The organism is uncultured Clostridium sp. (assembly GCF_900547735.1).
Lineage (GTDB): Bacteria > Bacillota > Clostridia > Lachnospirales > Lachnospiraceae > Otoolea.
This window is the reverse complement of record NZ_URHZ01000016.1, coordinates 58,392-79,889: the sequence shown is the minus strand read 5'-3', so window position 1 is coordinate 79,889 and position 21,498 is coordinate 58,392. Positions and strand designations below refer to the sequence as shown.

Genomic DNA, 21,498 nt, shown 5'->3' with positions numbered 1-21,498 from the left:
TTGTAAGGCGTCCGGCCGTATGTCCATACCGGTTTGGACTTTGGGCGGAGGCCTGCTGGGTCAAATCCACGGTTTACTGCTGTGAAAATGACGGAGAGCGCAGGTTGCAGAATGGCGGGTACCCTTTTGTCATAGTTCACAATCCTGTTAGATTAGCAATTCTGCTCATCCCGCGTCCTGAGAACTGTGACACACTGTACAACCGGCTCTGTCCTATTATAGAAGCAACTATCGTGCCAAAAATGGATATCATGTTAAAATCAATAAAAAGCCTTTATTTATCAAGCTTTTGTAACTATTATTTAAATGGCAATATAAATTGTCGTTATTTAAATAGTGTGTTATTTGGTTACACACTATTAAACCACTATTTTCTTTCTATTTTTCTTTTCTATTTCTTCTTTCCTGTTTTTACGCTCCGGCTTCTGCCCTCCTGTTTCTGCTCTTCTGTTACTACTCTCCTGTTTTTTGCCCTCCTGTTTCTACTCTCCTGTTTCTGCCCTCTTTTTTCTACTCTCCTGTTTCTGCCCTCTTTTTTCTACTCTCCTGTTTCTGCCCTCTTGTTTTTTTCCCATCTTCTCATTTCTACTTTCTCTGTCCTATTCTGTCTTTTCATCATCCATTCTTTTTATACCCTCATTTTCTACCAGCCGTATCCCGCCGCGTCCCCGGCTCCGGCGGATAATTCCCTCTTCAGCCATCTCCCGGGCAAGCGCCTCAAAGCGGCTTTCGCTGAGTACCATTCCCCGCTGCCTGACAATCCGAAGAATTCTTCCCCGCCCCAGGCCAATATCACCAAACTCCTGGAGCACCTTCACAATCGCATTCTTTAGTTCCGCAGATGTGTATAATACCGCCTGTTTTGTTCCTGATGGGGCCGTACCGGCCGATACCATTCCTGATGATGTCATCCCCGCCGGTACCATGCCCGATGATGTCATCCCCGATGATGTCATTCCCGCCGGTGTTACTCCCGCCGATGTCATTCCCGCCGGTGTCACTCCCGCCGATATCATCCCCGCCGATGTCATCCCCGCCGCTGCGGTTCCCGGCAGAGCCGTCCCTGCCGGAACCGCTTCCTCCGCCGGCCGGATACAGTCCAGGTTTCCGGTCACATCGTAATAGATGGCGGCATTTTTTAATTCCCTGACGTTTCCCGGCCAGGGGTATTCCGTCAGCATACGGATCTGGACATCGTTTAGACGGAGGGCATGCTTATTGCTGAACACCTTAAACATGGGCAGGATATCCTCTCTTCTCTCACGGAGCGGAGGAATACAGATTGTAAATACCGACAGCCTGTAATACAGGTCGTCACGGAATCTTTTTTCGCTTATCTCCTCCCTCAGATCTTTATTCGTAGCCGACAGGATTCTCACATTGATATTGATAACCGTGTTGCTCCCGATTCTCATAATCTGCTGCTCCTGCAATACACGCAGGAGTTTGGCCTGAAGTGAAAGGGGCATATCGCCTATTTCATCCAGAAAGATTGTTCCCTTATTCGCCAGCTCAAACAGGCCTGTCTTTCCGCCCTTTTTCGATCCGGTAAACGCTCCTCCCTCATATCCGAACAGCTCGCTTTCCAGAAGGTTTTCCGGAAAAGCGGCGCAGTTGATTGCTACAAACGGTTCCGAGGCCCGCTCCGACGCGTTATGGATCGACTGGGCCAGCAGTTCTTTTCCTGCTCCCGTTTCACCGGTAATCAGCACCGCGTATTCCGTCTTTGCAATTGCCCCGGCCGTTGCGAGGCATTTATCCATTGCCGGGGAGCGGTAGATGATATCCTCAAACCTGTATCGGGCATAGAGTCCCGATTTTTTCAGATTGGCGCTTAAATTATTCCCCATCTCACTGATGCTCTTAGCCGTACGCAGTTCAAAGAAAAATCCGATTGGCTCATCCTCACTCATTAGCTGCTGGCGTTTCACAATGACATATTCATCCTCAATATGTACGAGATCCTGCTGGAATCCTTCCTCCGTCAAAAGCTTTGTAATCTCCGGATGAGACGGCAGCTCGAATGAATCATTGGGCTGGAAATCGGAGGATAGTATTGCATTAGCCGTCTGGCTGCAGTAGAGAATATTCAGTTCCCGGTCAACCACAATAATTCCGGAATCGGCTTTTTCTATGACCTTCACCAGCGTCTTGTTCAGAAGCTGGGAGGACAGGTATCTTTTTTCTACATCGGTGTCCTTTTGCGGCAGTTTCTGGATATAGCGGAGCAGATTCCGCGTAAGCCGGTCACTCTCTATATTTAACCTGGAAAAAATATTTAAAAATGTCTGAGTGTCCAGTTTTCTGTAGCCAATGTCTATAATCTCTGCGGCAGTATCCGGCAGCGAACCGGGCATGCTGGTCGTAATAATATACCCCACTCCCTTCAGGTCTCCCGGGCTGTCAAAGGGAATGAAGTTCAGATGCATTACCCCGAGCTGATAGAAAAGATGGAGCATATCCCTCGTCGTTTCCTGAGATTTATTAACTACCAGCACATCCTCTCCCTCCGGGATCCGGTTGATCTTCTGCAGCGCCTCCCGCGACAGCGTTCTTCCCGCCAGAAGTATTTCCTCCCATTCCCCCTGAAAATTATCGCGTATCTTATAAATCAGGTTATAGATGGTTACCAGAATAATATCCGCTTCCGGAAGACGCGTATTTTCCAGGTTTTCTATATAGAGAATCTGAATCTGAACCGTGTTTTCCAGAACCTCCTCCAGATTGTGCTTCATAAAATCGGCTACCACCCGATCCCGTTTTTCCTGCTGCATTAAGATGATGATTTTTTTCATTTGTTTCCTCCCCTGGCATTCCGCCGCCATTTGATCTGAGGATACATATAAAAAGATGAGCTGTCAACCCTGGAAGAAATTTGCCGTATTTTATACTGCATTGATAATAGGAGCGCTTTTTATATCATAGGCGTAATTTCTTATGATAGAGAAATGATATAGAAATAATATAGAAATGATATAGAAAAGAGCGGGATCCCAAAGACAAACACCCTGGAATCCCGCTTTTCAACTTAATTTCAATAAAGATATCTCTTTAATATGAATTATCACTACGCTTTATAAATCTCTTTCAGATGACCGGCTGATCAGAATTCTTCCACCCACCCATCCTCTGTCTTCCCGAATTTACGGCCAAAATCCGCATAGAAATACGCCAGTATCGTCGGGTCCAGGTTGCAGGCCGTATTGTAACTGCAGACGGTGTTATTTTCCACCTGGTTGACATACTCATCCGGCTCGTCTCCCACAAAGAAACGCCATCCGCAGTCAGGGAATCCTTCCGTCGGTTCTTCCCGGTACATGTAGCCGATTTCACCGCTGTCTATGGCCTTCTTCGTGATAATGCAGCCGGGATTTGAACCGGCCATCAAATCGGCCCACTCACGCTCCCCCGGCTCGTACCAGCCGGATCTCTGCCATGCGCCGCCCTCTTCGAATAAGTGGCGGGCCAGATTCTCATTGAGCTGGTAAAATCCTTCCAGGTCCGGGCTGTCACGGTGCATAAAATAAACGGCTCCGCACAGGCAGCTAACCGCATATTCTCTGTAAGAATGGTAAAATACCTGCGCCTGCCTCACCCACGGATCCGACAGTTCCCAGAACCTCTCATCAGACACAATGCCGCAGGCGGCGGCCTTTCTCAAAAGTCCGATCTTTTCACTGATATCCCAGGCATAATAGCCCTTCTCCTTCAAAATCGGATAAAACTGCTTCGACAGCTCAATGCACTCGCTGAATGCTTCTTTCCCTTCCGGTGACAGTTCGCACATATCAAACAGCGGCGCGCCTGCCCAGAAGGTCATGAACTGCTCATACTGATCGCCGCCGGAATATTCCCTGCGGCAGGCCTCCAGAAATGATTCTTCGTCATGTATGCCGAACAGTCTCTGCAAATGTTCCCGCGTCTCTTCTGCATCTTCCCTGGTTTTACAGTGATACAGTTTCTCATACCCCATATGTTCCGATATTCCAGGCGCCTTCCGGCACGTAGATATCCCGCTCAGCAGAAGGGTGAATTCCTCGCGGCCGACCGCCGCGGCCTCCCTGTTCACGGGCATATTTTCCAGCTCTGTTTTAAAATCCGCAACCTTTTTTACAATCTTTTCAATTGTCCCCATCTTCAGCTCCTTAACAGATTAACCATAATAATCATAGTAACTATGTTTAGTCTATCATAAACCGGTCTGGTTGTCGATCGCCCGGGCCGTTGCTGTCCCCCTCCGCATGAAAACGGCGTACTGCGGATACCCCCTGCACTCTTCCGCTAAACCTCCTTCATCTTCACAATCAGTTCCACTTCCACCGATGAGTCTCCGGGCAGCGACGCCACTCCAACGGCGCTTCTGACCGTGAGTCCGCACTCACCGAAAATGTCGCTGATAATCTGAGAAGCGCCATTCATCACATTTGCCTGCCGGGTGAACTCGGGAATGCAGTTTACATAACCTACCAGCTTGATGACGCTGTCAATCCGGTCGATGCCTCCGGCATATGCCTCGATCTGGGCCAGGGCATTTTTCGCACACAGTTCGGCGGCCTGATAGCCGTCTTCCTCGGATACATCTCTTCCCACTTTTCCCTTATACTGTAAAACTCCGTTTAATTTTGCCGTCTGACCGGATACATAGACGGTGGTCCCGTCCCTATATATCTGGGAATAAATTCCTCCCGGCGCATTGGCCGGCGGAAGGACGATATTTTTCTCTTTCATAACCTCGCTGAAGCTCATTTTCTTACCTCCTGTTCCTATTCGCAATAGTCTCCAAGTTCTTTTTCCGATTTTGCAACAATAAGAGCCACCACCAAATCTCCCAGCACGTTCATTGTCGTGCTTATCATGCCGCGGATACTGTCCACGCCGGACACGAGCGCCACGCCGGCGAGCGGGAGTCCTACCTGCGGGAAGATGGCGGTCATAATGACAAGCTGGTAGCTGGGAACTCCGACTGCGCCCACGGCCAGCATGATTCCCGAAATAATAATTGTAATCTGGTTGCCCATTGTAAGGTTGATTCCATACGCGTTTGCCACAAAGTTTGATAAGATTCCGAGAGAAATCGCCACGCCGCACATGTTGACGGTATTTCCGAGTGATATCAGGAAGGTGGAAATACTCTCCGGAACGCCCATCTTCTGAGCTACCTGCATATTGCTGCTCATCGCCGCCGACGATGTCTGTGTGCTGGCCGCAATCAGGATCGGTTCACTGGCATGTTTCAGAAAAACGCGCGCCGGAATTTTACAGTACACACTCACCAGAGGAAGATAGAGCACCAGGGCGAATAAAATCATGGTTACATAGCAGACCACAAGCATTTTCAAAAGCGGCAGAATCGTGGCAAGGCCGTATTTTGCAATGGTATTTGCCATCAATGCGCAGATTCCGAACGGCGCAATCGTCATGATGACCTCCACCAGGCGGAACATAATCTCCACAAAGGACTGCATGCCGCGCAAAAACGGTTTTCCTTTCTCTCCCGCCTTCACAAGCGCCAGGCCGAGAAGCAGGGAAAATACGATAATCTGGAGCAGTTCTCCGTTTGCCATCGCGCTCACCGGATTATCCGGAATCAGGTTAAGAATTGTTGCCGCAAAACCGGCATATGCCTTGCCTTCCATCTCCGCAGCTTCCATACCGAGCTCCATTCCGCTGCCGATTCCGGTCAGTTTCACCGCCGCAATACCTGCAAAGATAGCGAGTCCGGTCATGGCCAGATACAAAAATCCGGCTTTCAGGAAAACACGGCCCAGCTTTTTACTGTCATCCATACTGGCGACTCCACATACCATCGATGAAAATAAAAGCGGCACAATCAGCATTTTTACCGATTTGATAAACAGGTTGCCAATCATTTCAATGTATTCGGAGTGGAAACCCACCGCCGAAAAAATTACGCCTAATACGGTACCAACCACAAAGCCGATCAGCATTTTTGTTGAAATGGACATTTTCTTCTTATTCATAGTTACCCTCTCCTTTTAACTCTCCCCCAACTCAGTTTTCATTTTCTATTTCCGCTAAAGCGTCTATCAGCCTGTCGGCATCATTAAGATTATTAATATAGTGAAAACCCGTCCTGATGACAGTCCCATTCATCACCCTGGCCCTGATTCCTCTCGCCGCCAGCATTTCATCGGTGATTTTCATGCCCTCCGGAATTTTAAATATCACAATGCCCGAACGGTTTTCCCTGGGAAGCTCCGCATTCAGTTTAATTTTCTTTAAATCCCGTTTCGCCCGGTCATATACATGCTGTACCAGCGTCTGGACTCTCTCCTCAACCGCCCCGCCTCCCAGATCCAGATAGCGTTTGACCACGGCCTCCATGCCTAGCAGAGCCGAAAAACTGATGCCGCCCAGTTCAAAACGTTTCGCATCGCTGCTGAGTTTTAACTGTTTTGCATTATTATGGCTTCTGTCCACGGATCCTACCCAGCCGCAGACATTCTGTGAAAGCAGCGGCAGAAGCTCTTTTCTGATATAGCCGAACCCGAGCCCCTGCGCTCCCATCATCCATTTGTAAATGGAGGTGGTTAAGAAATCAATATTCATTTCCCTGACATTGATCTTTTTAACATTAATACACTGCGTCACGTCGGCGATCAAAAGAATATTTCTCTGATGGCACAATTCACCGATTCTTTTCATATCGTGGCACCAGCCCGTTTTATTCTCAACCATACAGAGTGCGACCGCCTTTGTGTGCCCGTCCGTATAGTTCATCAGTTCCTCCGGGGAAATTCCCTCCGCCCCTGTCTCGGCGTAGCGGAGTTCAATCCCCTGTGCCTCCTTGTTCAGCCACACGTATGCGTCCGCCGGATACACACTGTCCGTAGTCACAATATTATCGCCCGGCTCCAGCGCTATTCCGTTAGCAATGATATTGAACAGTTGTGTGGAACTCTGTCCATACAGCACCTCCGTGCCGTCGCATCCTATCATCTCCGCAATATCCCGCCGCAAGTCATCCGCATGGTTCCATGTGTTCCAAAACTCCGTTACGCTGACCCCCTCGGAGTTCCTCCGCTCCAGATACGGCACCATCCGATCCAGCGAATACTGGGGAATCAGTCCATAGGTCGGGTGGTCCAGATACACCCACTTATCCAGCGCTTTAAACTGCTTTCGTTCTTCCTCAAATACATTAATTGTGTCCATTACAGCAACAACCTCCTTCTAACCCTTTGGCTGCGCTTAGTATATCACCCCGCCCGGCGCTCATAAATTGCACACTCCGGCTATTACTTATGAGCAAAATGCATATTTCTCTCTTTTTTGACAAAATGCACAATAAGAAGTTTCTTATAAAAGAACAAAGAATCCCGCCCGGAAGGCTTTTTCCTATCATAGGAGCACTTTTCTATGATAGAAAAAGGCCCCGGAAAATTCCGGGGCACAAAGGCATAAATTCTATTCCAGCCGAATCAGGGATTCAACGCTTTCTTTATGGTTGGTTTTCAGATGTTTATCAAAACAGGCCAGAAACAGCTTTGTTGCTTCCGGTTTCTGGTAGGGTCCAAGCTGGTAAAAGATAATTCTGTCCGGCGGTCCCTCTGCGATCATGTGTATGGACAGTTCGGGGTTGCGGCTCATCTTATGGGCGGCGGAGGCCGGTACAATGGTCCAGTAATCATTGAGAAGCAGAAATTCCTCCATCAGATGGATGTTGTCAAACCACACCTTCGGTTTTTCCCTTCCCTTGAACCAACGTCTGTACCACGCTTCATACTCCCTGTTCCAGGGCATATAAAGGTGCCTGGAAACATCCAGCATTCCGGGATGGACCTCCTCAGGATACCCTAAATCCCGGCGGCAGACCAGCAGGAGAGGCTCCCGGTAAGCTGGTTTCATCTCTGCATTCGGCGTATAACTGTCATCCGAGAAAATGGCCAGATCGACCGTCCCGTTCTCAACATACCTGCATGAGTCAAGCGAACGGACCGTTCTGATTGTAAGGTAAACCGAGGGATTCTCCACCATAAATTCATGGAAAAATCCGGGCATAATATAGGCGTTCACACTGTTGATAACGGAAATGTTGAGGGAAGTCTGATTATTCAGCTTTCCAATCTCCTGCATCTCATTCCAGAGCAGCTTCCACTTTGTCGCCGCCTCCACGAATGCATAGCCCGACGGCGTCAGTTCCACATTCCTGATTCCCTTATTGCGGATAATTAACTGATACCCCAGCTCCTCTTCCAGCGCCTGTATTCTGCGGCTGAGGGCCGACTGGGATATATATAACTCCCCTGCCGCCTTAGAAAAGCTTCCGGCGTGGACTATGGCTAAAAATGCTTCGATTTCTATATCAGTCACGATCCTTCTCCCTCCGTCTTATGTATGCCTCAATATTATGCATTTTGCACAATATGCATTTTAAGCAGATTTAATAGTACGATTATGCATGCCGCACCGTTTTCCATTCAGAAGTGTGAAAACAGCGGCCGATACACCGGCAGCCTGAGAGGTTTAGTATGCCAGCACCTCATGCCCGTCTTCCGTCACCAGAACCATAATTTCCCACTGTGCAGACGGCTCTCCGTCCGCCGTGTAGACCGACCAGTTATCCGAGTCATCCACATAAATGTCGCTCGTTCCCATATTGACCATCGGCTCGATTGTGAAAATCATGCCCGGCACCAGCATCATATCGGTACCGCGTTTTCCGATGTAGCCGACCCACGGTTCTTCATGGAATTCGATGCCGACTCCGTGGCCCCCGATTTCACGCACAACGGTGTATCCGTTCTTTACCGCATGCTCGTTCACCGCCTCGGCCATGTCGCCCAGGAATCCCCATGGTTTTACCTCTTCAAGTCCCAGCTCCACGCACTCTTTTACGACGTTCACCAGTTTCCGTCTGTCCTCGCTTACATTGCCGATACAGAACATCCTGGAAGAATCCGAAAAATATCCCTTGTATATAGTAGAAACATCCACATTGATGATGTCTCCGTCCTTTAACACTATATCTTCGGAGGGAATTCCGTGGCATACCTGTTCGTTGATTGATGTGCAAACGCTCTTCGGGAATCCTTCATAGCCCAGCGGCGCCGGGATTCCTCCGCGCTTTGTCGTCTCGTCGTAAACCCACTTGTCAATTTCCTCAGTCGTCACGCCCTCTTTAATATGTTCCGCCACATAGTCCAGGACTGCAATATTGATCGCGCAGCTCTCCTTAATTCCCTCTATCTGCTCCGGAGTCTTTAAAAGATCTCTGGTCGGGACAATATGGCCCCTGTCGGACTCTGCCGCTAGACGCTCATCTATCATCTCATGGCAATGTTTATATTTCTTTCCGCTGCCGCACCAGCAGGCATCATTTCTTCCTAACTTTTTCATATTTTTCCTTTCTGACTACTAATATGTCTACGGGTTACAGACCGCCATAAATTCCGGACGGCTCCTGTTTCCCCGATCTCCCACTGAATTGGAGTGTAGCACAAGGCGGTAAAAAAATCAATGACCGCATCCTTTTCAACTTTTTAACACATCTTCATTGCTCTTTTGGCGTGAAAGATTGTATAATGTTAACAAACAGTAACAGTATGCGCAGGAGGACTACCCGGCTATGAGCAATCAGGACATCGAAGATACAGTCAAACATCAAACACCTTTTAAGCAGTACGGAACCATTAACGACTGGTTCGTGACAGGCGCTCTGCTCGCCGTTGCCACCTGTCTCTCCTACGTTTTCTTCCATATTATGGAGAATCCTACCGCCAACATCGCCCTGTGCTACATTCTGGCCCTGTTTTTGACAGCACGTTTTACAACCGGATACTTTTTCGGGCTGTTCGCCTCTCTTTTCGGCGTTGTCTGCGTCAACTTTTTATTTACATATCCTTATTTTGCACTGGACTTTACGCTGACGGGATATCCGATTACCTTTATCGCCATGTTCTCCATCTCCATCGCTACCAGCGCCCTGACCACGAATATGAAGGAGCAGGCGCGTATTCTCTCCGAGCGTGAGAAGCTTTTGATGGAGGCGGAAAAGGAGAAGATGAGGGCCAACCTGCTCCGTGCCATTTCCCACGATTTGAGGACTCCGCTGACCAGCATCATCGGTTCCAGCACCGTCTATCTGGAGAACGGCAAGTACCTGACCGAGACGGAGAAGAGCGACCTGGTTTCCCATATTCTGGAGGATTCCAACTGGCTCTTAAATATGGTGGAAAATCTGCTGTCCGTCACACGTATCAACAATGAAACCACAAAAGTGAATAAATCCCTGGAACCAGTTGAGGAAGTTGTGGCTGAAGCCGTAATCCGGCTGAAGAAGAGACTTCCGGATGCCAAGGTTAACGTATGTGTTCCTGATGAGGTGCTGATGATTCCAATGGATGCCGTTCTGATCGAACAGGTTTTAATCAATCTGATCGAGAATGCATTTGTCCATTCCAAAACCACCGAACCGGTGGAATGCTATGTGGACAGCAATGATGAATTCGTCACATTCCACGTACAGGATCACGGAATCGGTATTCCCCCGGAAAAACTGAGCACGATTTTTGACGGTTCCTCTTCCACCACCAGTACATCCAACGACGGAAGAAAAGGAATGGGAATCGGTTTATCCATCTGTAAGACTATCATTGTCGCCCATGGAGGCGATATCAAGGCGGCCAACCATAACGGCGGCGCCGAATTTTACTTTACACTGCCAAAGGAGGGCGCAAAAATTGATTCATAAAACATCTATTCTTCTTGTTGAAGACGAAAAAAATATCTGTGACTTTATCTCAACCTCATTATCCGCCCAGGATTATAAAATCACGGAAACGCATTCCGGCAAGGAGGCGCTGCCTATCATCACATCGCAGTGTCCCGATCTCATTCTTCTCGACCTGGGTCTTCCGGACATGGACGGAATGGAGATTATCAAGCAGGTGCGTACATGGGCCAGCATTCCCATTATCGTCATCTCCGCCCGTACTCAGGAGCAGGAGAAGGTAAAGGCCCTGGATCTGGGAGCCGATGATTATCTGACGAAACCAATCGGAACCTCCGAGCTGCTGGCCAGAATCCGTACCGCGCTCCGCCACAGCAACAGGCTGAATACGGACTCTCCGCTCTACAAAAGACCGTTCCACACCAAGGACCTGACGATTGATTTTGAAAAACATCTGGTAACGCTGGGAGAGAAGGAGATTCATCTGACACAGATTGAATTTAAGATAATCGCCCTGCTGGCCAAGAATTCAGGCCGTGTCATGACCTATGACGCCATTATTTCCAATATATGGGGACCGTACGCGGATGATGACAACAGCATTCTCCGTGTAAACATGGCCCATATCAGAAGGAAACTGGAGCAGAACCCGGCGGAACCGCAGTACATATTTACCGAGATCGGCATCGGATACCGTATGGTGGAAGATGAGGCGGCAAATTAAGACGCAGATGATAACTCATCGACCTGCTCATTTACGTGAATAATCACTATAAGACAGATAAGGCAACAGGAAAATCCTGCTGCCTTATCTTTTTGTCTGTAATAGTTATAAAATTCTTGTGCTGTAAACTGTTCATTGCCGGCTTAACTTTTGTTTCTTCCTCCCCGGCCGCAGACTATCCGCCGGATACTAATTTAACTCCGCATATAACTCGTTCCAGTGGTTCAGAATCTCTTCCTTATGATCTTTCAGATAAGTGAAATCCAGTTCATTCATTCCCAGTGTATCTTCCGCCGGAAGGCCGCTTAAATTGCAGTTGCCGTTGGAACCGCGTCCTGCCGATACTTCCGCACGGGCGTCCTGGAACTCGGCTGAGGTGAGGAGATCCACCATTGCCTGGGCTGCCGGAAGGTTCGGAGCGTTTTTAACGATTGCCGCGCCTCCTGCCATAGCCGTGTTGCCTTCTTCCATGTAGATGCACTCGATCGGAGCGCCGTCGTTGATCAGGGCTACTACACTTGATTCATAGGAAAGGCCTGCCACATATTCCCCGTTGCTGACCAGGTTGTAAACATCCTTGGAGGATGTTGTGGAGAAGCTTGCAGGAATTAACTGTCTGATATAATCCCAGCCCTTGTCATCATCGAACTTGTCTCCCATAACCGCCAGAATGGTCTGGAGCTGGCGCCAGCCTGAAGATGTGGAATCAGGAGCCGCAAGAATAATCTTTCCTTCCAGGGCCGGATTTAACAAATCCTCATATCCGTTGATTTCGATACCCAGTTCGTCCCTCAGCGCCGGATTGACCACAAGGCACATAACCTGTACGTCATAGAAGTTGTAGTATCCCGACTCATCATGGTAAAGCTGTTCGCTGTCGCATGCGCCCGTATATGGCTGCAGGATATCATGGTAAGTGTCGCCGTCTGCGGCAAACATGCCGCCTATTACCACGTCCGCATCACATGATTCATCACTTCTGATTCTCGTCGCCAGTGTTCCGACCGAATCGGCCTGGATTTCCAGTTCACAGTCGGGATAATATTTTTTCCATATGTCGCTCAGAACCTGCTGCTGTGTTTCTTCCATCGTCGTGTAAACGGTGATTTTCCCCGATATCTCACCCTCGGGCCTTACGTAATACGGCCTTTCGCTGCTTTCCTCTTTTGCCTCAGATTCCCCCTGTCCCTGAGTGTTCTCCGCTGCCGGTTCCGCTTTCTTTGTCTCGGCCGGAGCTTCCTTTCCTCCGCATGCAGTCATGGACAATGCCATAAATGCTGCCATAAATGCTGCTGTCAGTCTTCTTTTTTTCATAAAATACACTCTCCCTTTTATTATATATTTTTAAGTTTAATAACTTTACATGTTACATCCTCACATCTTCCAGTTTCGTAAATTTCAGATAGATAATCAGACAGATTACGGTAAGCAGCATCGTGATGGTTGCAAACACGGCGGCCACGCCGTAGATACCGCTGGTAATAGCCGAATAAGTGCTGATGGTCAGCGTAATCGTCCTGTTATTATAAAGGATTACCCCCGATGACATCTCCGTTATAATAGAAACAAAACTCAGAACCGCTCCCGATATGATTCCGCTGGACATCATGGGAACCGTAATTTTAGTAAATGCTGCCGCCTTGGAGGCTCCCAGGCTCAGAGCGGCTTCCTCGATATTAACCGGAATTTTCATCATCGCGGCCGTCGCCGAACGGCTTGTAAACGGCATACGGCGTATGGCCAGGGCGATTATCATAATTACCAGCGTTCCTGTGAGGGAAAACGGCTTTCTGGAAAATGCCACCACCAGTGCGATACCGATTACTGCGCCCGGCATAATATAAGGCATCATGGAAATCGTATCAATCGCATTGTTGAACAGGCTGCTTCTCCTCACCACCAGGTAGGCAATCAGGACTGCCACCACAATGATTACGGCCAGTGTCACGACGCTGACAATCAGTGTATTTCCAATCGAACGCGCCAGCATCTTTTCCATTGCTTTCTGGTAATTCACAAGAGAATAACCCGGTTTGATAATGCTGTTTTTATAGTTCCTGAACGACATGTTTACGATATATATCTGCGGCAGAAGTGAAATTCCCACCAGCAGGTAACAGTACGCATGCATCATGAAATTGCCGATGCCCGATGCCTTTTTCGGCTCTACCGGATGCAGGGCGTTGATGGTAAATTTGAACCGGTTGGACGCCACCTTTTGAATAATGAAAATAGCGGCCGTCACAAGTACGGCAATGACGCTGATAGCTGCCGCAAAGTGATAATTGGTGCCGTTTTCTCCCAGGTACTGGTTGTAAATCAGAACCGGAAACGTACTGTAACCGCGCCCAATCAGAACCGGGGTTCCGAAATCGGCAAAGGAACGCATGAACACCAGCAGGGCCGCCGCCAGGATCGTCGGCATTGTGAGCGCCATAATCACCCTCTTAAAACGGTCTATGCCCTTGCATCCCATGCTCTCCGCCGCCTCCAGCAGGGAATTGTCGATATCCCGGAATGCTCCATTCATATAAATTACAACCAGCGGAAACAGCTTTAATGTCTGAACAAAGACAATCCCGCCAAAACCGTATATGGAAACTCCGGAAATCCCCATTGATTTCATGAAACCGGTTATCAGCCCCGAGTTGCCCATCAGAAGAATCCACGCGTAGGCTCCGATAAACGGGGCCGACATGGTACAGAGCAGGCAAAGCACAAACAGGACCTTACGCCCTCCCAGCCTGTAGAATGAGTAAAAATAGGCAAACGGGATGCCCAGAAGCAGGCTTGTCACCATGACACAGACTCCGATTTTTACACTGTGGAAAATAGAATCATAGTAATAGGATTTGGCAAAAAACATCCGGAATGCGTCGAGCGTGAACTCTCCGTTCGTATACACCGCCTCTTTCAGCAATTTTCCAATGGGGTAAACGAGAAATATCATAAAAAGTCCCATCAGAATCCAGGAAATGACGTTCCAAAAGTCCTTTCTCGCTTTTGAATGACTCATCCGGCCACCTCCCGTCCGACTGAATCTGCGGGAAGATCCGTGCTGTTTTTAATCCCCTTCATCAGGCTCTTTGTCGTCTCCGGATCAAACAGGTTGGCTTTGCGGTTGTTCAGGGTAAGAATTACCCTGCTTCCCGGAGGAATAATCTCATCAATCTCCGACTCCTGGATGATTTCAGCCGTCTCCCCCGTCTCAAGCTCTGCAAAGTAATGGGTATTGGAGCCGAGGAAAACACTGTCCTGAATCCGGGCGCTGATGCCGTCCGTATCTTCTCCCTCTTTGTATAAATGTACGAACAGTTCTTCCGGCCTTACCGAAAGGGTTACGTCCCTGTCACGGCTCTCCTCCTCCCGGACGGAATCCATCGTAACTTTGTATCCGTTTGGAAATACCAGGACTGTTTCCGCTCCGTTTTGCGTCAGTCTTGCGCTCAGAAGATTCGACTTACCGATAAAGGTTGCCACAAACAGGTCGGCAGGTCTCTGGTAAATATTCTTCGGTTCACCGCAGTGGCGGATCACGCCGTCTTTCATAACCGCAATCCGGTCGGAGATCGCCATCGCCTCCTCCTGATCATGTGTGACATAGACCGTGGTGATTCCCACTTCCTTCTGGATATTTTTAATGACCGTCCTCATCTCCACACGGAGCTTGGCATCCAGGTTAGATAACGGCTCGTCCATCAGAAGTACATCCGGCTGTATCACAAGGGCTCTAGCCAGCGCCACCCTCTGCTGCTGTCCGCCGGACAGCCGTTCCGGCATCCTGTCCGCATACTGATCCACATGCACCAGTTCCAGAAACTTCTGGGCCTGCGTTCTCATCTGCTCCTTGGGCATATTTTTATACTTCAGTCCGAACTCCACATTTTTCCTGACCGACATGTTGGGGAAGATTGCATAGTTCTGGAATACCATTCCGATTCCGCGTTTTCCCGGCTCCATGTCATTGATGATTTTGTCGTTAAACCGGAAACTGCCGCCCTCTATTGTGTTAAATCCGGCTATCATCCTAAGCAGGGTGGTCTTGCCGCATCCGGACGGCCCCAGCAGGGTAAAAAGTTCCCCGTTTCTTATTGTGACCGATAAGTCAGGGATGACTGTCACTTCCCCATATTTTTTTACTGCATTTTGAATTGAAATTACCACACTCACATTCATCACCGCCCATATTTTTATCTATTTTGTACATTAATCGTTTCTCTTATTGATAATACTATACATTTTAGACATTTCATTCTACCTGAAATACCGTTCAAAAGGTAAAAATATCAAACAGTTTGGTGTTTATTTGCTCTTTTTTTGTATTTTTCACTTCTGATGGGCGATCAATAAATCTCCAGCAGCAAAAATACAGCCGGAATATTGCTTCCGGCTGTCCAGACTTTAATTTGTGAAGTTTAAATTGGGGATGCTTAAAAAGAAACACCCCTGTGTTACTCCCGCTTCCCCCTGATCCCGGAAACATATTCTTTCGGACTGCACCCGATATATTTCTTAAATACCATATTAAAATACTTGTAATCACCGATCCCGCACATCCAGGAAACATCCTGGACCGCAGTTTTCCCATCCTTTAAAAGCTCAAGCGCTTTCTGGATCCGATAGCGGTTCAGGTATTCAATAAAGGTGGTTCCCATCTGCTTTTTAAACTTTTTATTCAGAAAGGTTTCACTGTAGTTCAGGGCGTCGACGACGTCCTGCAGCACCATTTTCTCCCTGTAATGCTGCGCGATAAAGGCCAGCATATCCCTCACCACCGCATCGTCTTCCCGGCTGATCTCCTCCTTTGAAACAAGCTGGATATTCTTCCACTTTTCCTGTTCCTGTTTGCGGTTGAGCCAGGTGCTCCGGAGCAGGCACTTTTCCTTCGCATCTTTTACCGCCTCCAATAAATCCTCCTTTTTAAGCGGTTTCAGCAGATACCCCGTCACGCCGTAGCGGATAGCGGTTCTCGCATATTCAAAGTTCGAGTAGCCCGACAGTATAATGGCGGAATAATTATAATCTTCATATGTCTCCCGGATCATCCCCAGTCCGTCCAGCACCGGCATGTTGATGTCGGCCATAACGATATCCGGTTCCAGGCGTTTTATCAGCTCCACGCCCTCCACTCCGTTCCTCGCCTCCCCTACTACCGAACAGTCCATATCCGCCCAGGGGATCGAGTATACCAGACCCTTTCTGATAATGTCCTCATCTTCCGCGACGATTACTTTGTACATTATGTCTCCCCTTTCTGCTGTTCTATCCTCGCCAGCACCTCAAAACCGATCCCCTCCATATTCCTGATCTGAAGTCCGCTGCCGTCCCCATATTTCAGGTACAGACGGCGCGATAAGTTTCTAAGGCCGATGGAGGGCGAACTGTTATCATGTGTCCGGAGCTGCTCCCTCAGTTCCTCCGCTTTTTCCGCCGCCATTCCAAGTCCGTCGTCCAGGACGCTGATATAGAGGATATTTCCCTCCATTGTGCCGCGGATTGTGATATTGAGATCCATTTTCTTCTGGAATCCGTACTTAATGCTGTTCTCGATCAGCGGCTGTAAAAGCAGCTTCGGCACAATGCAGTCGAGACATTCCGGAGTAAAATCAATTTTGCAGTTGAACCTGCTTCCGAACCGGCAGTTCTGGATATCCAGATAACAGTCAATATAGCGCATGTCCTCCTCCAGCGTGACTTCTTTCCTGGAAGTATCCACACTGTAGCGGAGCACCTCGGTCAGCTTTACAATCAGTTCTTCCGCCTTATCGGCATCAAAGACCACCAGGTTTCTGATGATTTCCAGGGTGTTATACAGGAAATGGGGATTCATCTGGGCTGTAAGCTGATCCATTTCAATTCTGCTGTTCAGCTTTAAAAGCTCCGTATTCCTGCCGTTCAATGCCTGGATACTGTCGAGCATGTTGTTAACCTGATACCCCACCTCATTAAACTCATCATCCGTGTTCATCTGGATTCTGTGGTCATAGTCTCCCTTGCGTATAATTCTGATCTCACTGACCAGCCGCTCAATCGACGCCGCGTTGTTCTCCGCCATGGATTTGGCCATCCATCTTGCGATCCAGTACCACACGGCTCCCATCACCAGCAGCGCCGCCAGTCCGATGTGGACGGCCTCGTTTCTCGGATAATACACCAGGGAATAAATTACGGCCACTCCGGCAGCTCCTTCGACACGACCCAGTAGCGGGCATGTCCGTGCATCCAGCTTCCGTGTTCGGTCCCATAGAATTTATTGCTGCTGTCGGCCAGACCCGGCTTGCTGATATACATTACGTTCTGCCTCAAATCCGTGATTACACCGTCAAAATTGCTTTCCGACAGGTAAAAATTCCATCCGCTGCCCGACAAAAACAGCGTGATATATCCGCTGACTTCCCCATTCTGAAATATCGGCTTGATAAACAGGGCGTCGGCATAGTCGCCGCGGTCATAGTATACGGCCCGGTAAACCTCGCCCTCCCCGCAGTTTCTCGCATTGTAGCAGACCGCGTTATTATAATTCACCAGATAAGATGATAGCTGGCTCTCGCTGAAAGAAGTGAATAGCACCTCCCCGTCTTCGTTCGTGATCATTACCTGGTTATGGACATCACAGCTCTCGTCAAACTGGCGGAAGTAGTTTTTAAATTCATCGATTGCTTCGGGCTCGTCTCCGGATATGATTTTCTCCACCGCCGACACCGTTCTGTCATTGAGAAGGAATTCCCGGTTCTGCATGTCAAACCGCAGAAAAACCTCCTCCAGTTTTTTCAGATGGGAAGCCGCATCCAGCTCATTTGTCGCCAGTGAAGCCAGAAACTGTCCGGCCAGAAAAAGCAGAGAACTGACCAGGATTAAAAGCGCAATCCGCCTGGCCGCCAGCTTTTGAAGATTTTTTTGAAATTTGCCTTCCTCATGAACACTTTTCATCTCACGCTCCCCCGTTCTCCTATCCATTATAAAACAGCCTCAGCATGTCCGCAACCCTGACCGGGGCAACTGGGACAGACGGTAAAAAGGATGCGGCATGGGTGTTCGTACCCTTGCCGCATCCGCTTTTCATATCCCGTTATTCCGATATTCTGTTATTCCGATATTCTGTTATCCTGTAGTTCCGATGTCTTAAAAATAATTTACCAGATTTCCGATGCCGGACCGTATCCGCTTCCGCTACCACTTCCGCTGCCGCCATACAGTGATTTGTAGTATGTATTAAGATCGACATATCCGTCAGTGGAAGGAAGGTCAACCGTCACCGGCTGTCCCGGATTGTTGATGGTTCCCTCGATCAGCATGATAACTCTGACCGTCTCGCCATACATGGTGATATCCATGGACATGTTCATATTCATGCTGGTGTAATAATCGTCTTTATTGATAACATATTCACCCTTTACTTCCCTGACCGTCAACGTTACGCCCATATCTCCCATGAGAGAGCTGAGAGCCTCATTCACGTATGCATTCATCTTAGCCGGGTCCGCAACATAGGAAAGGATTCTGTTCTCTCCTTCTTCCCTGACTGCAAGGCTCTTCATCAGAGAGGAAGTGAGTTCTGCTGCAGCCGTGGTCTGCTCTACGGATGCTACCATGCTGTTCAGATCCATCGGGTATTTGATTTTCTCTCCGTCGGCATCCATGTAATAATAGCCGTCTTTATAGAAAACGGTGGCATATTCGCTCTGGCCCAGGAATTCCATCGCCATCTCAGCTTTATAGCGGAGATTCCCCGACTTAACCTGATCCATCTTCATCTTCATCAGCATATCCAGATTTACACTTAAATCCTTCTTCGTCTCCGGATCCGGTAAAACCAGTACGGCATGGATTCCCATATCACAGTCCATCGAATCCATCTCGTTGGATTTCTGGGCAACCCTGTCGAGCAGGGCGGCCGGGTCCTCAGCAGCAAATGCAGTGGCCGTCATCGCCACGGTCATCACAGCAGCAAGCAGTGCGGTCATTAATTTCTTCATATCCTTTTTCCTCCTGACAATTTTTTTAATCCTCTGTTCCAATACTATAAGTATAGGACTTTCCAGACTAACTTTCAATAAAAATTTCGTGTTTTTACTATATTACGTTTTATTTGTCAGAAAATAACAAAAAAGTTTCATAATTCCGGTCCATTCCTTCGGGGCGGCCCATACGCATACGAAAACGTCATCGTTTAAAAGAGGAATCCCCGGCCGGCGCGGTGCCGGTCAGGGATTCCTTCTGCATTTTCGTATGACATTTCCGTAATCTGTTTCGGTTTTATATGCCGGTTGATTCGCATACATAAAATGAACACCGGTCCCCGTTAAATATCTGGGTACCCACATAAATGGGTTCTTTTTCCTGGGTGTAAGCAACGCTTTTTATATAGAGCAGGGATGTCCCCTTCGTCAGCCTCAGAAGCTCCGCCTCTTTCGCAGTGGCTCTGCACAGCTCGATCCACTTCTCGGATACGGCAACCATCACCTTCGCCTTTTTCTTCATAAATTCAAACAGTGAATTGTCATCAAAGGTTTCTCCCAAAAGGAATGCATATTTAAGCGGATAATAGTTGTTTTCAATCGCAACCGGTTCATTGTCGGCATAGCGTACCCGGGAAATGTAAACCACCTGGCTTCCTTTCTCAAGGCCCAGAAGTTTTCTCGTCTTTTCATCCGCCATAACCAGTTTGTTCTCAAGCATCCTTCCGCCGGACTTCATCCCCATGTGCTCACACATCTCGGTAAAGCTCTGGAGTTTCTTAATGTCCTTTGTAAACTTGGGTTTGGAGACAAAGGTTCCCTTACCCTGCTTCTTTTCAACCAGGCCTTTCTCAACCAGGGCGCTGACAGCGTTTCTAACGGTAATTATGCTTACGCCGAAGGTTTTCGCCATCTCACTCTCAGACTGGAGCCGTTCTCCGGGCTGGTAAACGCCTTTTAAAATCTTCTCTTCAACTTCAGTCATCAATTGAACATATAACGGTGTAACTGCCTTCCCATCCAACATCGGTATCATTCCTTTGATTTTTATTATGATCCGGACAGATCATCTCATATAGATCATTATATATTATCCTCTGTTAAAAGGCAAAGAATATTTTGTCCCGCCCGGCGCTCACGCTCTGCTTTAGTATTCCACCTTCCACATATATCTTCTGTAGTCCATGGAGTGATCCCTCGTCTCGGCCATCTGTGCCACATAGTACCGCTCCACCGGAATCATCACAACCGGATTGAAGAACTCGGCGATCTCCGGGTTAATCCTTCCCGCATTCAGTTCCTTAAAATCAATCACAATATAGTTTTCCGCATACTGCTTTAAAAATGTCAGGCACCTCTCGTCAAGGGCGCGGGTACGGCCCTCGCTCATCAGAAGCACTATCGGAAGTTCCTTGTCCGTCGTCTCAAACGGACCGTGGAAATACTCTCCCGTGTGCAGGCATACGCCGTGTTTCCACTGCATTTCCATGAAGTGACAGCAGCACATGGAGTAGGCCACCCCATAGTTCGGTCCCGACGCCAGAACGTAGAATACCGGCTCATCCTTGTATTTTGCAGCCCATTCCCTAGCCGCGGGCAGGCACTTCTCCTTACCCTCGGCGACGATTTCATCAATATACCGGTACGCCTCCATGGCCATATCATACTTTTCATAACCTTCAAACTGGTTCAGAATTTCAAAACCGATTCTGAGGGCATTGGCCTGGTTGGAATCGCTGTATACCTGGTCGTCGCCGTTTGAATATGTCACGACATACTGTCCCACCTGCGCCATTCCGGTTTCCATGGAACCCGTCATCGCAATGGTCACTGCGCCCGCCGCATTGGCGGTCTTCACGGCCTCCACGGTCTCCGGCGTCGCCTTCAGGGAGCATACAACGGCAATACAGCGGCTGTCCAGCTCCTTCGGCGTCACATGCACGAATTCATTGCTGGTGTAGGTGGTTGAACCAAATGTCTCCGCCTCACTCTGAAGCAGGTAAAGTCCCGGGAATATCGCCGCCTTGGAACCTCCGCAGGCCACAAAATAAACATGTTTCAGACCGCCGGCCGCATCCATTTTTACTTTAATCTCACTGATAATTTCTTTAACGCTCATTGTA

General features: G+C 48.6%; 18 protein-coding genes. 2 read left to right on the top strand and 16 right to left on the bottom strand.

Annotated elements, in window-relative coordinates:
* Window positions 1-599 precede the first annotated feature (599 nt).
* The 7 genes from QZT18_RS07435 to QZT18_RS07405 all read right to left on the bottom strand — a co-directional run bounded on the left by QZT18_RS07435 (window position 600) and on the right by QZT18_RS07405 (window position 9,360).
* Window positions 600-2,795, bottom strand: coding sequence for a sigma-54-dependent Fis family transcriptional regulator (locus tag QZT18_RS07435; RefSeq protein WP_294146151.1), 2,196 nt, complete (start codon window positions 2,793-2,795; stop codon window positions 600-602).
* Between the two features lie 308 nt (window positions 2,796-3,103).
* Window positions 3,104-4,135 carry a DUF2185 domain-containing protein gene (locus QZT18_RS07430; RefSeq protein WP_294146149.1) on the bottom strand — a complete coding sequence of 344 codons (1,032 nt, stop codon included), beginning with the start codon at window positions 4,133-4,135 and terminating at the stop codon, window positions 3,104-3,106.
* Window positions 4,136-4,281: 146 nt separating this feature from the next.
* Window positions 4,282-4,746 carry a RidA family protein gene (locus QZT18_RS07425; RefSeq protein WP_294146146.1) on the bottom strand — a complete coding sequence of 155 codons (465 nt, stop codon included), beginning with the start codon at window positions 4,744-4,746 and terminating at the stop codon, window positions 4,282-4,284.
* Window positions 4,747-4,763: 17 nt separating this feature from the next.
* A complete protein-coding gene (locus QZT18_RS07420) occupies window positions 4,764-5,981 on the bottom strand; it encodes a dicarboxylate/amino acid:cation symporter (RefSeq protein ID WP_294146144.1) in 1,218 nt (405 codons plus the stop codon).
* A gap of 31 nt (window positions 5,982-6,012) precedes the next feature.
* Window positions 6,013-7,176, bottom strand: coding sequence for an aminotransferase class V-fold PLP-dependent enzyme (locus QZT18_RS07415; protein WP_294146142.1), 1,164 nt, complete (start codon window positions 7,174-7,176; stop codon window positions 6,013-6,015).
* A 252-nt stretch (window positions 7,177-7,428) separates the two neighbouring features.
* Window positions 7,429-8,334, bottom strand: coding sequence for a LysR family transcriptional regulator (locus QZT18_RS07410; RefSeq protein ID WP_294146140.1), 906 nt, complete (start codon window positions 8,332-8,334; stop codon window positions 7,429-7,431).
* A gap of 153 nt (window positions 8,335-8,487) precedes the next feature.
* Window positions 8,488-9,360 (bottom strand): methionyl aminopeptidase, encoded by an 873-nt coding sequence (locus QZT18_RS07405; protein ID WP_294146138.1) that lies wholly within the window; start codon window positions 9,358-9,360, stop codon window positions 8,488-8,490.
* Between the two features lie 229 nt (window positions 9,361-9,589).
* Between QZT18_RS07405 and QZT18_RS07400 the strand changes: the two genes are divergently transcribed.
* Both QZT18_RS07400 and QZT18_RS07395 read left to right on the top strand, forming a co-directional pair.
* The gene (locus QZT18_RS07400; protein ID WP_294146136.1) at window positions 9,590-10,714 is read left to right on the top strand and encodes a DUF4118 domain-containing protein; all 1,125 of its coding nucleotides are present in this window, start codon (window positions 9,590-9,592) and stop codon (window positions 10,712-10,714) included.
* A complete protein-coding gene (locus tag QZT18_RS07395; RefSeq protein WP_294146134.1) occupies window positions 10,704-11,417 on the top strand; it encodes a response regulator in 714 nt (237 codons plus the stop codon). The genes QZT18_RS07400 and QZT18_RS07395 overlap by 11 nt, the downstream gene beginning before the upstream one ends.
* Before the next feature lie 189 nt (window positions 11,418-11,606).
* Here the strand turns inward: QZT18_RS07395 and QZT18_RS07390 are convergent, their stop codons facing one another.
* The 9 genes from QZT18_RS07390 to QZT18_RS07350 form a co-directional block, all read right to left on the bottom strand.
* Entirely contained in the window at window positions 11,607-12,731 is a 1,125-nt protein-coding gene (locus tag QZT18_RS07390) for an extracellular solute-binding protein (protein ID WP_294146132.1), read from the bottom strand.
* A gap of 52 nt (window positions 12,732-12,783) precedes the next feature.
* Window positions 12,784-14,433 (bottom strand): iron ABC transporter permease, encoded by a 1,650-nt coding sequence (locus QZT18_RS07385; RefSeq protein WP_294146130.1) that lies wholly within the window; start codon window positions 14,431-14,433, stop codon window positions 12,784-12,786.
* Window positions 14,430-15,587 carry an ABC transporter ATP-binding protein gene (locus tag QZT18_RS07380; RefSeq protein WP_294146129.1) on the bottom strand — a complete coding sequence of 386 codons (1,158 nt, stop codon included), beginning with the start codon at window positions 15,585-15,587 and terminating at the stop codon, window positions 14,430-14,432. The genes QZT18_RS07385 and QZT18_RS07380 overlap by 4 nt, the downstream gene beginning before the upstream one ends.
* Window positions 15,588-15,868: 281 nt before the next feature.
* A complete protein-coding gene (locus QZT18_RS07375; RefSeq protein ID WP_294146127.1) occupies window positions 15,869-16,657 on the bottom strand; it encodes a response regulator in 789 nt (262 codons plus the stop codon).
* Window positions 16,657-17,592, bottom strand: coding sequence for a sensor histidine kinase (locus tag QZT18_RS07370; RefSeq protein ID WP_294146126.1), 936 nt, complete (start codon window positions 17,590-17,592; stop codon window positions 16,657-16,659). The genes QZT18_RS07375 and QZT18_RS07370 overlap by 1 nt, the downstream gene beginning before the upstream one ends.
* Complete coding sequence (locus QZT18_RS07365) at window positions 17,583-18,347, bottom strand: hypothetical protein (RefSeq protein ID WP_294146124.1); 765 nt, start codon at window positions 18,345-18,347, stop codon at window positions 17,583-17,585. Before QZT18_RS07365 ends, QZT18_RS07370 begins: the two co-directional genes overlap by 10 nt.
* 203 nt (window positions 18,348-18,550) lie before the next feature.
* The gene (locus tag QZT18_RS07360; RefSeq protein ID WP_294146122.1) at window positions 18,551-19,393 is read right to left on the bottom strand and encodes a DUF6612 family protein; all 843 of its coding nucleotides are present in this window, start codon (window positions 19,391-19,393) and stop codon (window positions 18,551-18,553) included.
* A gap of 280 nt (window positions 19,394-19,673) precedes the next feature.
* Window positions 19,674-20,402 carry a GntR family transcriptional regulator gene (locus QZT18_RS07355; RefSeq protein ID WP_294146120.1) on the bottom strand — a complete coding sequence of 243 codons (729 nt, stop codon included), beginning with the start codon at window positions 20,400-20,402 and terminating at the stop codon, window positions 19,674-19,676.
* A gap of 120 nt (window positions 20,403-20,522) precedes the next feature.
* Window positions 20,523-21,494: an SIS domain-containing protein gene (locus QZT18_RS07350; RefSeq protein ID WP_294146118.1), complete on the bottom strand. Its 972-nt coding sequence runs from the start codon at window positions 21,492-21,494 to the stop codon at window positions 20,523-20,525.
* Window positions 21,495-21,498: the final 4 nt, after the last annotated feature.